The organism is Shewanella donghaensis, from assembly GCF_007567505.1.
GTDB lineage: Bacteria > Pseudomonadota > Gammaproteobacteria > Enterobacterales > Shewanellaceae > Shewanella > Shewanella donghaensis.
This window is the reverse complement of record NZ_CP041783.1, coordinates 790,881-806,332: the sequence shown is the minus strand read 5'-3', so window position 1 is coordinate 806,332 and position 15,452 is coordinate 790,881. Positions and strand designations below refer to the sequence as shown.

General features: G+C 38.3%; 10 protein-coding genes. 3 read left to right on the top strand and 7 right to left on the bottom strand.

Translation table 11 applies throughout. The annotated features are described in order from the left end of the window. Positions 1–173 precede the first annotated feature (173 nt). From FPK91_RS03360 to FPK91_RS03345, 4 genes are all read right to left on the bottom strand, one after another. Positions 174–557 carry a hypothetical protein gene (locus tag FPK91_RS03360; RefSeq protein ID WP_144207988.1) on the bottom strand — a complete coding sequence of 128 codons (384 nt, stop codon included), beginning with the start codon at positions 555–557 and terminating at the stop codon, positions 174–176. 187 nt (positions 558–744) lie between these two features. Next, the gene (locus FPK91_RS03355) at positions 745–1,740 is read right to left on the bottom strand and encodes a DM13 domain-containing protein (RefSeq protein ID WP_144207985.1); all 996 of its coding nucleotides are present in this window, start codon (positions 1,738–1,740) and stop codon (positions 745–747) included. A 145-nt stretch (positions 1,741–1,885) separates the two neighbouring features. Next, entirely contained in the window at positions 1,886–4,126 is a 2,241-nt protein-coding gene (locus FPK91_RS03350) for a tetratricopeptide repeat protein (RefSeq protein ID WP_144207982.1), read from the bottom strand. Between the two features lie 150 nt (positions 4,127–4,276). After that, complete coding sequence (locus FPK91_RS03345) at positions 4,277–5,104, bottom strand: hypothetical protein (RefSeq protein ID WP_144207979.1); 828 nt, start codon at positions 5,102–5,104, stop codon at positions 4,277–4,279. A 274-nt stretch (positions 5,105–5,378) separates the two neighbouring features. On the opposite strand from FPK91_RS03345, the gene FPK91_RS03340 reads away from it, so the two are divergent. Next, positions 5,379–5,627 carry a YdcH family protein gene (locus FPK91_RS03340; protein WP_144207977.1) on the top strand — a complete coding sequence of 83 codons (249 nt, stop codon included), beginning with the start codon at positions 5,379–5,381 and terminating at the stop codon, positions 5,625–5,627. A 119-nt stretch (positions 5,628–5,746) separates the two neighbouring features. On the opposite strand, the gene FPK91_RS03335 is transcribed toward FPK91_RS03340, so the two are convergent. The 3 genes from FPK91_RS03335 to FPK91_RS03325 form a co-directional block, all read right to left on the bottom strand. Next, on the bottom strand, positions 5,747–7,111 hold the full coding sequence (locus FPK91_RS03335; protein WP_144207974.1) for an alkaline phosphatase family protein: 1,365 nt from the start codon (positions 7,109–7,111) through the stop codon (positions 5,747–5,749). Between the two features lie 203 nt (positions 7,112–7,314). Next, positions 7,315–10,512 (bottom strand): efflux RND transporter permease subunit, encoded by a 3,198-nt coding sequence (locus FPK91_RS03330; protein WP_144207971.1) that lies wholly within the window; start codon positions 10,510–10,512, stop codon positions 7,315–7,317. Between the two features lie 2 nt (positions 10,513–10,514). Then, positions 10,515–11,720 carry an efflux RND transporter periplasmic adaptor subunit gene (locus FPK91_RS03325; protein ID WP_405127334.1) on the bottom strand — a complete coding sequence of 402 codons (1,206 nt, stop codon included), beginning with the start codon at positions 11,718–11,720 and terminating at the stop codon, positions 10,515–10,517. A 548-nt stretch (positions 11,721–12,268) separates the two neighbouring features. On the opposite strand from FPK91_RS03325, the gene galE reads away from it, so the two are divergent. Together galE and FPK91_RS03315 are read left to right on the top strand one after the other, a co-directional pair. Continuing rightward, positions 12,269–13,297: a UDP-glucose 4-epimerase GalE gene (gene galE, locus FPK91_RS03320; protein ID WP_144207965.1), complete on the top strand. Its 1,029-nt coding sequence runs from the start codon at positions 12,269–12,271 to the stop codon at positions 13,295–13,297. Positions 13,298–13,763: 466 nt separating this feature from the next. Further along, entirely contained in the window at positions 13,764–15,365 is a 1,602-nt protein-coding gene (locus FPK91_RS03315; protein WP_144207962.1) for a glycoside hydrolase family 43 protein, read from the top strand. Positions 15,366–15,452 lie beyond the last annotated feature (87 nt).

Here is a 15,452-nt window from a genome sequence, read left to right as displayed (position 1 = left end):
CTAGTTTTTGAAATAGTGAGTTGCGCTAATTGAAATTGAGAGATTTATTTATCCCTGCTCATCAGAGGTGGAGTGTTTGTTGAGGCATTATAAATCTAGCCCGTAAATTGATATTTTTAAATTACTTTAGTTAAATCCTGTCAATCGTTAATCAACATCTTCTCTGATGTTGATTAAATGGATAGTCTGGTTATTACTGGATTGGTAGTGACATAACCGATTTCAGGATGAGAAGAGGAGAAAGTGATACTGGAAATGCTTAAATTTGATAGTCCGGTGTTACTGAACTGCCACTGTGATGTTTCTGGATCATTTATCCATGTTCCAGACACATCAGAGATTAAATGTAATTGATTATTATGACTAAGGATTTGTGGATAAGCGCCGCCGCCAGACCATTTAAATTGATGTTGCTCACTTGGACATTCATTTAGTGCAGTTACTGCATTAGCGGCCGTTATTGAGTTAGTTAAAAACATACAAAAACATAATCGAAGAATAACATTCTTCATAATAGAATCGTCAATGATAGCATTGTCCATAATCGTCATATCCATAATCCACTTTTATTAAGCTCTACTAGTATTGATGATTTCAATGACAAATAGAGCCTACTTTAGAATGAATTACTGATATAAAACTGTATAGCTTATGTCTTAAACATGAATAACTAACATCGCCAGCTAGTGTGTTGCGTGATTTCAACATCTTTAGCTATTTCAACTATGCAATGGATTGAACTGACTACTGGGTGAAAGTGACTTGACCAAAGTTAGCGTTAAAGTCTACACACCATACGCTCATTCCGGTTAAATCATCCATTGTCATGCTTTTAGGTAATTTAATGGTTAATTGAGCATTAGCATAGCTCTGACCGTTAAGTTTATTACCCATACTAAATGCAGAACTGCCTACATAATCATTGGCAATAGCACCATAAAAATATACATCAGGTCCTAATCCATCATAATCAAATTGTTCAATCACAATGGTGCAGTCATCAACGATAGTTGCTTTACCAGATACATTGTGGGCAAATGTTTCAAACATACCAGTCCAACCGATTTTTGCATGGGTTTTAGTACAAGTTGAAGCGCTGCCATCATCGATTGTCATTAATGTTTGTTGGAAGTGGTAAATGGCATCATCTGCCGTGACAAAGGTTTTATTTGTCAGTTGACTCGATTGAATAACCTCTAGCCAAAGAGATTCAAAATTATTGGCCCTAAAATCAATATTATTTGTAACCAAGGTATGTATGTCACTGGGGAGTACGATGCCATTGGTAACATCACGATCGCTATCTAATGATTGTAATAATCTTAATGTGTTTACCACTTCGGTGGCGTTTATATCTGTAGTATTGAATACAGATAATGGGGTGATATAAGCATCTGCATTTAATGCGGGGAAAACAGTTTGCCCTATAGAAAAGGTGATATTTTCATCTGCAAGGTAGCTAAATTCACCCGCTAAATTGGTGACTCCTTGTTGAGAAGCCGTTTGGTAATTAAGGCCAGAGACTGCTGAGTCTAAAAATAATCCCGTTAAAATAGTAGGAGATTCTGGCGTCGGGGTTGCTGGCGTTGTTGGAACTGCTGGAGTTGAAGGCGTAGCAGTATCACTAGTTATATCTGAGTTGGACGAGTCATCGCTTGAACCACCACAACCCACTAAAAACAACAAAGACGTTGCACAGAAAATGGTAATTAAAGGCTTATTATTGTGTTTTGTAGACATAGGATAAATACAGTTTAAGAATCATTGTATTAATCTAATTGATCTTTGCGCCTGAATCCTCACAAAAGTTTAACATTTAAAGTTTCAGGCGTTTAAAGATGAATTATTGTTATCTATTCATGTTTATTAGTGGCTAGCGCAATCCTTATTGACCCGTTAGTTGCTTCATAACTTGTGGTGAAACGCGTTCGGATAATTGTTGCAAGCAAGCATTGGTGGTTGGATCGCGATATTTAATCTTAAACTGACACAAAGAATATAAATGTTGGGGATCATTACTGACTTCAAAGGCTTTAGACAGAGATTTCATCATATCAGCTGGATTTACCTTCTCTTGTGCTAAACCTAAAACAGACCAATTTTGCGGATTGGTTGGCTCAACAACAGTAGCTTGTGTGAAATATTCAATAGCTTGGGTTAAATCTTGTTGTCGGTAGTATGCCAGACCTGCGCTATAACGAAGTAAGCCTGCTTTCGGTTGATTTTCAATCCCTTGTTTTAAGATGGCAATAGATTGTGCTTCTTTACCTGTTTGTCTATAAAGGTCAGCTAAGTTAGCGTAGCTGGTGGCCAGTATGGGTTCTACTTTAATCGCGCGCTTGTAAGCCTCTTCTGCTTTATCAAACTGCTTTTTTGCTAGATAAACATTAGCTATATTCAACCAGGCAAAACCGCGGTCAGTATTGTATTGTTGAATTTCAATGTATTCATTGAGTGCTACTGTCATCAGCATTTGTTGTGATTCATCCATGTTTGACCAATCAGAGACTAAGGCGCTGGCAGCTTCAGTTCTAACAGAGAAGACAGAATCAGTGAGTAAAGGGGAAAGCAACGGCCATCTGTTAGGGAAAGCAAACCCACCAGAACCAATAATTGCCGATAATCTTATTTGGGCATCAACATGTTTAACCGATCGCTCAATGGCGGTATAGGTTTGTTGACTAGGGAAATTAGTCATTCTTGATAATGCAGAAGCTCTGATTATTTCCGGTTGTTGCGGGTTTAAAGCAATCTCAGAAAGTGCGTCACTGCTAGAAGGTGCGCCTGCGGCAGCATTTGAAAATGCGACCGCGTAGCTAGGTGTTTTTCTAATAACAGAATTAGGAAATTGTTTAGCGACTGTTTGAGCAGCCCAGGTAGTTGTTTTATCATCATGACATTGACTACACACATTTGGTGTACCTATTTTTAAGCTTAAATCCGGCCTTGGTACTTTGAAACTATGATCAGCTCGTGGGTCAACTTCCATATAAGTGGTTTTTGGCATATGACAAGTTACACATTTTGAAGCTTCAGTACCTTCGGCATGCTTGCTGTGTTTATCTGCTGAATACTCACTTGGTACATGACATTGATAACAGATAACTTCCACTGGTGCTTTTAATTTATTGCTATGTGGATTATGACAATCACTACATACGACGCCTGCCATGTGCATTTTAGATTGCTTGAAAGACCCTAAAACAAAAACCTCATCGTAAATTTGACCGTCAGGGTAATATAAATTTGGACTCACATCACTCAGCATATATTTATTTGAGAAATTATCGATATGATCATGAGCTTTCGCTTTACTATCTGTTAGTTGGGAGCGGCGACTATGACATTGTCCGCATGTTTCTAATTGCGCAGAAGTTTTGACTTGCTTGGGTTGCAATATCTTTTGGCCTTTAACAAACTCCCAAGCACCAACTTTAGGGGCTAAATCACGCTCAAAGCCTAATAATGGCGTTGATTTAGTTTGATCTTTAGACCATTCAATGTGTTTACTCGCTGGCCCATGACAGGCTTCACAGGCCACATTGATTTCAGAGAAACTAGTATTAAAGCTGTTACTATTTGCATCATAGTTTTTTTGAACATTGGTGGAGTGGCAATCAGCGCACATGTAGTTCCAATTTTGGCCTTTATTGGTCCAATAGAATTCATCAAAGGGATCCATATCAGGATACAAATAAAACCAGCGTTGACCGCCTTCATCTTTAGTACGGCTATCCCATGCAAATGGAATTAATTGCACTGCACCGTTTTCAAATTCCACCATGTATTGCTGCAGTGGTTCAAAGCCGAAGGTATAACTTATTCGATAATCTTTAAATTGACCGTCTGGCCCTTTTATATTGACCCAATACTGTTTCTCCTTCATAAAAAAACGGGATATTTCACCTAAATGATCAAACTGTTGATTGTTAAAGTTGGCTAATATCGATTTAGGCTCAGCATGTCGCATGGACATATCATGATGGGAGCCTTGCCAATCTTTATATTGTTGCTGGTGGCATTCAACACAGCTTTGTGTACCCATGAAGTCGGCGGCGGAGAGATTGCCGCTAAGGAATAACGTGATTGCTACAAGGGTATAGGTAACTAGCTGATTGAATTTCATATTAAATTTGTGACTTAGACGATTTATAAGTCATCTTAAGATCAAATTTACAAATAACCAACACTTACTCGCTGACTATCTGCAAAAATTAACAATTCTCATATAAAAATCGATTTATGAATGCTCAATACTTGAATGGATATTCAGATATCAATACAACTGCTGTCTGCATAAAGCGAGTGCAGTTCGAATGGGGTCTAAGTATTGTGAAGCGGTGTTATTTGATAAATACCAAAAGCTAGTTTCAGTATCAGGTTGTTGATTAAAAAAGACTAATTCAGCTGTTAGTAATTTTTGTTCTGTAGCATTGACCGACCAAGTTGATAACGGTGTATTCGCTAAGGCGTTTAGTTGTTCTTGTCCCACCTGGTGCTGTGTGTTTTGTTCAACAACTTGTGTCAAAAGCGCAAAAGGATCGTCATTAACGGGTAAACTATTATTAACAGGCGAGGAGTGTTGCTCTGATAAATAGAGCTCAGGCCATTGAGTTGAAGTGTTTATTGTAGCAAGTGCAATACGGCGCTCTCCTAGCCAATTATGCACCACACAAGGTAAATGCTGATTGCTTGGCATGTCGTGACTTCGTTTTAAGCTTGGCAGCAACGACATACGTTGTAATGCCAGTTGGCAGTTTAGTTGATTAAACAATACAAAACTGACTAACCCAGATGATGGCCAGCAGTGTAATTTTACTTCCAGTAACCTTGCTGTTACTGACAATGCAATTGCCAACCATTCACTATGATCTCCTGTAACGACAAAGTCTTCTTCAGAGCCTGCATAAGGACCATTACAGATATTAATGATATTTTTATTATCAGAAACTGTGCCATTAAAAATGATTGAATAACCATCATCTGCAGCTTGCCAAGAGCCGCTAGCATTTCCAATAATAGTGATTTTATCAATTTTTGGAGCATTGCTGTTAATTGTAGAAAAATCGAGAAAGAGCGGGTTACAGTTTGCTGAGTTAGACATTCATTTAGCCGAGTTTCAAATAACGATAAAGTAAGGTAATCAATAATTTCAAATAAAATTATAAACTAGTTATTCTCCCTATGTGTATTTTTCTACTTATTATTAGCTAATCAGGTTCTTTTCAAAGTGAATGATTAAAGTTAGTTAAACTTAGGGGCGCTCACTTGTTTTTTATACTAATTGCTCTACATTTTAATAAGAAGTGTAATCCATTTTAATTGTTAATTGATGTAGTTTGACACTACTGGTTAAAGACACAAAAAAGAGGCTTTTTATGTTAGGTGAAAATCATTCCCTTAGACACGAATTTCCAGATCACATTGATACCATCACTTCACTCAATAGTTGTGATGAACATTTTGCCAAGATATTGAAACAATATGATTCACTCGATAAACAAATTCGTAATCTGGAGTTAAAAGACTCTCCAATTTCAGATGCAGAAATTCATGATTTAAAACAGCAACGAGTAGAAATGAAAGATGCACTTTACCATCAAGTCATGCTCGCTGAGAAAAATTGATCCACTCATAATCCCTGATAATTGATTTTAAAATTCATTGCTTTACTACGATTCTGATATTAAGAATGAAAAGACAATATCGTGAAGATATTGTCCTTTTTTGTATTAGGTTTAGGTTTTTATTTTAACAAAGGCTGTAGCACTTCAAGTTGGCCATCAACAGGCTCTGTAATACTCAAATTCAATATCTCTGCAATCAAAGGGTATAAGTGAATATTCTTTGCTTGAGTAACCCTTGCTCCAGCTTTAAATGCAGGCCCATTGGCATAAAGTATGGTGTTCATATCAGGTACGGCTTCGGCATAGTAACCGTGTTTTCCTATTGGTCCCGCTTTAGCATCTGTACTAGTGATGAAATGATCATGGGTTACTAATATGGCATCACCGATAGACGGGTTAAAATCAAACTCTAAATGCTTAGGGATGGATTCTTTTCGATAAAAAACTAACCCTTCTGTCTGATCGACAAGCTTTTCAAGCTCAATTAAATCGTGCTTTTTATCATGACCGTTAGCGTGTACTAAAGAGAAGGCAGCGTCGTTAATAAAACTGAACCTAGAGCGTAAATCCTTATTCTCACCAAATAACTTATCTGTATAAACTCGTTCAAATTTGTCTACGTTAGCCATACCATGATCTGAGGTAATGATGACATTTACCGCAAAAGGTAAAGTGTCAATTTGTGCTAATAAATTTCCAATAATCGTGTCAATGTATTGAACAGCATCATAAGTTTTATGAGATAAGGGGCCATGATGATGTCCCGCGCTATCTACATCAGAAAAATATAAAGTCACAAACTGTGGACGGTCTGCTTTAGGTAAATTAAACCAATCGATGACTTGCTTTACTCTAAGCTCATTCGGAGTTCTTCCATCATATTTTTGCCAGTAGGTCGGTCTATGTCCCGCAATCTCAGCTTCTGAACCTGGCCAAAAGTAAGTTGCTGATTTCATATTTTGTTGAGCGGCTAATGACCATAGCGGCACGCCATCATAAAAGCGTCCATCTGTTACTGCTTCACGATCGCTTAGGGCATAATGGCGGTCTAAAGTGGGATTATAAAAGCGATTAGCCACAATTCCGTGATGACTTGGGTATAAACCAGTGACTAGGGTCAAGTGATTTGGAAAAGTGACTGTTGGAAATGACGGCGTGAATTGAGTTACTTTTGCGGCGTTTTTGGCGAATTTAATGAGATTTTTTGGCTCATGTACTTGATTATAGTCATGGCGGTAGCCATCAATAGAAATCAATAACACATAAGGCGTGGTGGTATCTTTAATTTCAGGATTTGAATCTTGATTGATTTCAACGGCAACACAGCTAGCACTGATGATTAGCGACGCTGTTAAGCTCAATAGCTTAAACAGGAACTTTGTTGAAGTTAGAGGTTTTACTGCCGTAATAGCTCTTGTTGTAATAGCTCTTGTTGATGTAATGGTATTTGAGCCCGTGGTAGATAAAGAAACCCGCGTAGTCATAAGTCACTCTTTTTTGTATTGTTGTTATAAAGTTTTTCATTGAAAAATATCATATAACTTTTATGTGACGAGACTATTATTCCTATATTTTCGAATAACAGGATTTTCATCAGAGTCAATAAACAAAAAAGCGAAACTTAACGTTTCGCTTTCTGTTATTTTTAAAGGCTATGTTCTAAAGATCAAGTTCTAAAGATCATTCACTAAAGTTGATTTATTGTGCCCTTTGTCATTTCAGCTGGCTCTTCAGATAAAGGAAAATAATGGCGCCATGATCCTATTAAGAATTGACGAGTATCTTCAATTGCGATGTATAAGCATGGGATTAAACAGAGTGTCACAACTGTTGCAAATAATACCCCAAATGCCAATGAAACTGCCATTGGTATAACCATCTGCGCCTGCATGCTCGTTTCTGCCATGATAGGTACCAAGCCAATGAAAGTGGTTAATGACGTTAGCATAATCGCCCTAAAACGACGACAACCCGCATTAATCACCGCATCATGCAGTCTAACCCCTTGTATTCGCGCTTTGTTGACATAATCAACCATGACTAAGGAGTCATTCACCACCACACCTGCCGCAGCAATAATACCGAAAACGGAAAGGGCACTTAAATCAATACCAAGAATGATATGCCCCAGCATTGAACCGATGACACCAAAAGGAATAACCGACATAATCATGAAGGGTTGCACGTAAGATTTTAGCGGTATAGCTAATAAACTGTATATCACCAACAAAGAAATAATGAAGTCTCTTAATTGAGTATCAGCGCTATCAAGTTGCTCTTGAATACTACCTGAAACTTCGCTTTTTACTCGTGGAAATTTAGCCAGTAATTGCGGAATAAAGTTATCACGAATGTCTTTAGCCAGTTTAAACGGTTCAGCTTGCTCCGCATCAACAGAAGCCCAAACATTGATCGTTCGGTTACCGTTTTCGCGGCGAATACTACTGACACCTTGTACTACATTGATGTTTGCGACTTCTGATAAAGGAAGCTCTGCACCTTGTGGGGTTTTAATTAAGACTTCTTGTACCAAAGCAATAGAATTACGTTGCTCTTCAGGGTATCGAAGCATGACTTTAATTTCTTCACCATTACGGATGATACGCTGGGCTTCAAGACCATAAAAGCTATTGCCCACTTGGGATGCAATATTAGCGAGTGTGAGTCCTAAACTATGCGCCAATGGTTTTAAGTCAAATTGAACTTCTTTAGCTGATGATTGACGACTATCATTGATGTCACTAACACCTTTTAACGTATTCAATTTGTCTTTTAATGCTTTTGAAGCCGCAATGAGCTGGACCTCATCATTCCCTTCTAAACGGAAGCTAATATCACCATCATCACGTCCACCACCAAACAAACTATCTTGAATTGTAAATGATTTTACCCCTGGTATTTTAGGCATTGCTTGACGCCAAAGCTCTGCAACTTCAAAGGTATTGAGTGGTCGAATCTCTGGGTCGACAAGTTTAGTTCTCACTTCTGCTCTTGTACGCCCTTGGAGTTCGACTTGCAGTTCAGCAATCATGCCTTGGCCGTATTTTTCTTGAAGGTCATTTTCTACAGTCCTGAGCGCTGTTTCAATGGCATGGGCTGCATCTAGTGTTGCGGTTTCTGCTGCATCAACATTCATTTCTAAACTAATACGAGGAAAGTCATGGGGGATCTTAGGCTGACCAATAAAGCGTACTAAACCACTTATGTATAGCGCAGCACAAATCACGATTAGCATAATGAAGGTTGCTATAACGGTATAGCGATATTTCACCGCCATGGTTAGGCTAGGGCGATAGACGTTTGAAATGAACTTAGTCAGGTTTCTTTCAATTTTTCCTTGGATGAAGTTAACGATATTTCGTAACCAATCAAGAGGATTTTTTGAACCAGGTTTAACCACCTTTGGCTTATTCATATGAGCCAAGTGAGAAGGTAAGATTAACTTTGATTCAACCAATGAGAACAATAAACACAGAATGACGATAAACCCAATGGATTGGCCAAAAGCGGACGAGGGTCCATCATCTAAGGTTATAGGTAAGAATGCAGCAATTGTGGTCAGAACACCAAAGGTGGCGGGCATAGCAACACGCTTGACACCTCTAATCACACTATCAATATTTTGGCCATTTTCTTCACATTCTGTATGGGCGCTTTCGCCCATTACAATGGCATCATCGACCACGATCCCCAGCACCAGAATGAAGGCGAATAAACTGATGACATTAATGGTAACGTCAATAAAGCCCATCGGCATGAATAGCAGCGTACCCAAGAAACAGACTGGTAAACCCATCATGACCCAAAATGCTAAGCGCACCCGTAGGAATAAAGCCAGCATGATAAAGACTAAAAATGCGCCAGTTTTCATACTATCTAGCATCAGGTCTAAACGACCTTCAAGGTAGTAAGTCATATCAACCCAGGGCTCTAACGTGACGCCATCAGGTAGAATATCTTGCTTTTCAGCAACATACTTTTTTAATGTTTCAGCAACGTCAGTGATACTTTGGTTTTTAGCGGCACCAACAAAGAAAGTAACGGCATTTTGACCATTAAATTTAGAGTATTGTATACCTTCCTCAAAGCCGTCATTAACGGTGGCCACATCGCCTAGAAGCAGGTTAGTACCATCATCAAGTGTCAGTAAAGGTAAGTCTTCAAATTCATACCCCACATAGGCTTGGTTTTGAACCCGTAAATTTATATAGCCATTTTCTGCTTTAATCTGACCCGCTGACATATTGCGTGAATAACCGCGAACCGCTTCAGCAACATCATTAAAACTTAAACCAAATTCTCGTAAACGATCCTTACTGACTTCAACGCTAATTTCATAATTTAACCCGCCGTAAAACTCTGAAATATTCACATTTGGCAGTTGCATTATTTCTTGGTGTATTTTTTCACCCAAGTCTTTTAATTGGCGTTGAGATAAATCGCCATAAAGACTTAAATACATCACTTCCTGACGTATTTTAATCCGTTCTACTTTCGGGAATTCCATTCCTGCAGGGAAGGTAGAAACTGAATCGATTTCAGATTTCACTTCATCAAGTACAATTTGTGGGTCATAAGAATCTTCAATTCTGAAATAACCAGAAGCTTGATTTCGGTTCGAGTAGGTAATAACGCGCTGTAGACCTTGAACAGTTTCTAAGGCCTGTTCAATTTTAACGGTAATGCCTTCTTCAACTTCCTGCGGCGCGGCGCCTGGGTAAACCGCACTGAATTCTATCCAGTTAATTTCAACAGCAGGGAAAAATTGTTTACGAATGGTATTTGCGGTGAGTAGACCACCTATTAATATTATTGCCATCAATAGGTTTGCTGCAACACTGTTACGAGCAAACCAAGCAATTAAGCCTTTATGAGTGTCTTCCATGATTACTCCTTACCCTCCATAACGATTGCAGACTCTGAATCTTCGTCGGCGTCATCAACTGGAACGTCTTGTTGAAGTATTTTATCTTCTGGTAACGCGACAGTCATTCCTTCAATAGGGTAATCAAGGGCTGAAGTAATAATGTTCATTCCTTCCTCAATGCCACTTGAGATAATAACGTTGCTACCATCTTGTCTGATAATATTGACGGGCAAGTATCTGAGTTTCTTTTCTTCATCCATCACAGCGACTAAACCGTTAACAATTAAGTGGCGTGGAATCACTGCCACGTTGCCGGCATTTGTTCCGCCAATATGGGCTGTTACGTATGTGCCGTAACGTAATTCTTTATGATTGCTTTTAAGGCCGTATGGATCATTAACCTCAGCGATCAAATACGTCATACGACTTTTACTGTCTATAACGCCTTCGCTGCGGACGATAGTGCCTTTCCATTGTTGTTTTTCACCGGCAAAATTACCTACCAGAGTGACTTCTGCATTGGTGCCTTTACGGTCAAGGTATTGCATTTCTTTATCAGCTAATGGCAGACGAACTTCAGCTTTCTCAGTGTTATAAACTAATCCAATTGACGAACCATTACTGACAAAGCTGCCCATACCAATATTACGACTACCGATTAATGAGTCGTATGGTGCTTTAATGATTGATCGTTCTAAATTCCGTTGTGCACGTTGCAAACCTGCTTCAGCACTTTTTAATTTGGCGATTTCTTGTGCTAATTGTGGTTTACGTAAACTCAGGTCGCTGGGTTTACTGTCAGTAATCTCAGCCCATTCTCGTTCTGCAACTTCTGCAGTAGCCTTTTCTAAAACGAGGCTAGATTTAGCTGATGCAAGATCTGCTTGAGCATCAAGTAATGCAGACTCATAATCGCTTGGATCAATTTTAGCGAGTATCTGGCCTTTTTTAATGAAGCCACCTTTTACAAAAGTGTCAGATACATAAGTTATTTCACCACTGACTTGAGCAACTAACTCAGTGTGATATTTAGCATTAACGACACCGTAAGAACTCACAGTAAATTTCATAGGTTCATATTTAATGCTCTGTACTGATACTAAAGGCGTGTTATCAATAGGCGGTTTTTCTTCTGGAGCCTGTTTAAGCATGATTAAAGCGGTAGCAATCACAGCGCCTGTGATAATTACTACAAATGGAAAAGCTTTTTGCATTGTTGTCGCCACGGTACTTCCTCTTTACTGTGCTTTGGAGCGTAGTTGCTCTGAGAGTAAATCAAGTTAACAATATTATATGGTTATGTTACAGGGATTGTTAACTCTGAGTGGTAACAATGTGTAATTTTTTGTGTCAATAAGTTATGACTCTATAGAGATAATATAAATTCGAATAAATATAGGGTGTTAAGGGTTTTATATCGATAATTTCAAACTGTTTTTGTGATTTATTTTAGATATAATCAACGAAAGTAATTCAGGTTTGACATATTGTTTTTCAAAGTGTGTTTACATAACTTTCACATTTAAACCTGTAATAAAAGTACATTAATTGCTAAAATTAGCGCTTAAAGTGATTTTTTAGAATTATTCTTAGTAAAACCTGTAATAAAAGATCAAAAATAAATGAGTAACATCTTAAATTTAGCAGCATCTGTAAATTATCTAGAATGAGTAACTCATGTCGATGATATGAGCTCAGAATGTTGTTACTCATATATGAATTCGCTTCAATTGAAAATGGAACAGTGTAATCACTGTCGACATAAGGAACAGTAATGAACGTATTAGTCACTGGTGGTGCTGGTTATATTGGCTCTCATACCGTGTTATCTCTACTGGAAAACAATTGTAATGTCGTTGTTTTTGATAACCTCTTTAATTCAAATATAGAATCATTAAAGCGCGTAGAAGCATTAACAGGAAAATCAGTTAGTTTTGTAGAAGGTGATATACGTGACAAGCAAGCATTAAACGCATTATTTGCTGATTACGACATTCAAACTGTTATTCATTTTGCAGCATTAAAAGCGGTCGGTGAATCAGCTCAGGTCCCATTAGAGTATTATCAGAATAACGTCCATGGGTCAGTATGTTTGCTGGAAGTCATGGCTGAGCATAATGTTAATAACTTCATTTTTAGCTCATCGGCTACCGTTTACGGTGAAGACAATGAAGCGCCTTATGTTGAAACCATGAAACTCGGTACACCGTCTAGTCCTTACGGTGCCACCAAAGTGATGGTTGAACGAGTTATGGCTGATGTGGCAGTGTCAAATGCTAACTTTAGAGGGGTATCGTTACGCTACTTTAATCCAATCGGCGCACATGAAAGTGGACAAATTGGTGAGTCCCCAAATGGCATTCCAAATAATTTGCTGCCTTATGTTGCACAAGTGATGGTAGGTAAACGTGAAAAATTAAGTATTTTTGGTGCTGACTACCCAACAAAAGACGGAACCTGTGAGCGAGATTACCTTCACGTTATGGACTTAGCTGAAGGCCACGTAGCAGCCATGAACTGGCTGCAAGAAAATGAAACATTTACCGGAGTTGAATCATTTAATCTGGGTACGGGTAATGGCGTGTCCGTGTTTGATATTGTTTCAGCATTTGAAAAGGCGGTAGATAAACCTATTCCTTACGAAGTCAGTCCAAGACGAGCAGGGGATTTACCTGCTTTCTGGGCAAATACACAAAAAGCTAACCAACAACTTAATTGGCAAGCAAAACGCACTTTAGATCAAATGATGGTTGATACTTGGCGCTGGCAATCAGCCAATCCAAATGGCTATGACAAAGATTAATGGTTTATATAACCTTTATAGTGCTTTAATTAAAAAATAAATAAAGGTCAATATTGCTGATGTTAAAGCTTACATAGTCCTTTTGTTTATCTTTAATGTTACTTAAAAATGTCACTCAAATGGAGTGACATTTTTTATAGCTGTCTAATAAGAGATTGGTTTACCGTAAACTTTATATAATAATAGCTCAATTTAGTTTTAAGAATTCATCATCACTATTAGCGTTATTTTACATCTAGCCCCTGCCGAACAAATGCAGCATTCCGCTAATATAGAATATTTATCAATAGTGAAAACCACAACCTAATGTTTATCAGTGTTAACAATAACCATTTGATGGGTAATTAGCCTTCAGCTTAGTCGTGATTAACATTATTTATTCGCGATCATTTGTTAGCGCTAACAATAAAGTTGTGATATAAAATAAAATTACTTAATAACATTTTAGTCACAATGTAGGTCAATTATGAGCCAACAAATAAACCCTATTTTGCCCGGATTCCACCCAGATCCTAGTATCGTGAGAGTGAATAATGACTATTACATTGCCGTGTCAACTTTTGAGTGGTATCCAGGGGTACAAATTTATCATTCACAGGATTTAGTTAACTGGAAATTAATTAGTAGGCCATTAAACAGAGCTGCTTTACTGGATATGACAGGTTGCCCCGACTCTTGTGGCATTTGGGCCCCGTGTTTGAGTTATTCAGATGGTTTGTTCTATCTGATTTATACTAACGTCCAGCGGTTTGATGGTAACTTTAAAGATTGTCCCAATTACCTTACGACTTGCTCCACAATTGATGGTGAATGGAGCGATCCCGTTTACTTAAACAGTAGTGGTTTCGATCCATCTTTATTTCATGATGATACTGGCAGTAAATGGCTAGTGAATATGCTGTGGGATCATCGTCCTGGTAAGCATCCTTTTGCCGGTATTGTGCTACAACAATATTGCGAACAGCAGCAAAAACTTATTGGCACAGCAGTCAATATATTTTCTGGCAGTAAACATCAGCTGACCGAAGGACCTCATTTATACAAGATTAATGATTACTACTACTTATTAACCGCAGAAGGCGGAACGAGCTACGAACATGCTTGTACGTTTGCACGCTCTAAAAGTATCACTGGTCCTTATGAAATCGATCCTAATGTTCATGTGCTAACGTCTAAAGATAATTTGGATAAGCCTCTGCAACGAACTGGACACGGCGGATTAGTGCAATCTCCAGATGGACGGTGGTTTTTAACGCATCTTCTATCTAGGCCGATTACATTAGAAAACGGAGACAAGCGCAGTCCACTTGGCCGAGAAACGGGTATTCAAGCATTAATATTAAAAGATGATGGTTGGTTTAGTTTAGCGTCGGGCGAAATTTACGGCGAAATAAATCCTAAAGGGCTAACAGCAAAGCCACAACGAGATTATTCGCATCATGATGATTTTTCTGGTGCTGTATTACCTGATCATTATCAATGGCTAAGAATTCCCAACCCTGATTGCTTTTATAGCTTAACTGATAAGCCTGGTGCGCTGGCGCTATACGGAAAACATTCAGTTGGCAGTACGTTTAAACAGGCATTAATCGCTAGAAGACAGCAACATCATTCATTTGTAGCACAAACACAATTGCGCTTTAAACCTACGAGTTTTCAACAACAAGCAGGATTAATTTGCTATTACAATGCGCATAAATTTCATTATCTGTATGTCTCATATGATGAAAATGGGATACATATCGATGTCATGAGCTGTTTAGGTGATGAGTCTTTAAAAGCTGACTTTCCTATTTATCAGCAACGTATACCTATTACTGATGAGCAAAGTGAAAATATAGGCTTAAGAGCTGATGTTGATTATGAACGGTTAACTTTTAGTTACTCTGTAGATGGTAACGCGTGGCTACCGATATGTGATTTAGATTACAGTCTCATTTCTGATGAAGCAGGTAAGGGCGAAGGTGCTAACTTTACTGGGGCATTTGTGGGTATGTGTTGCCAAGATTTAACGGGTGCGAATATTCCAGCTGAGTTCGATTATTTTACCTATAGGGAAAGGCATTAACTCATTCATCATGGGTCGATAAAGATACATATTTAACTAAAATTAAGGCCATCATATAAATTATGATGGCCTTAATAACTTTAATGT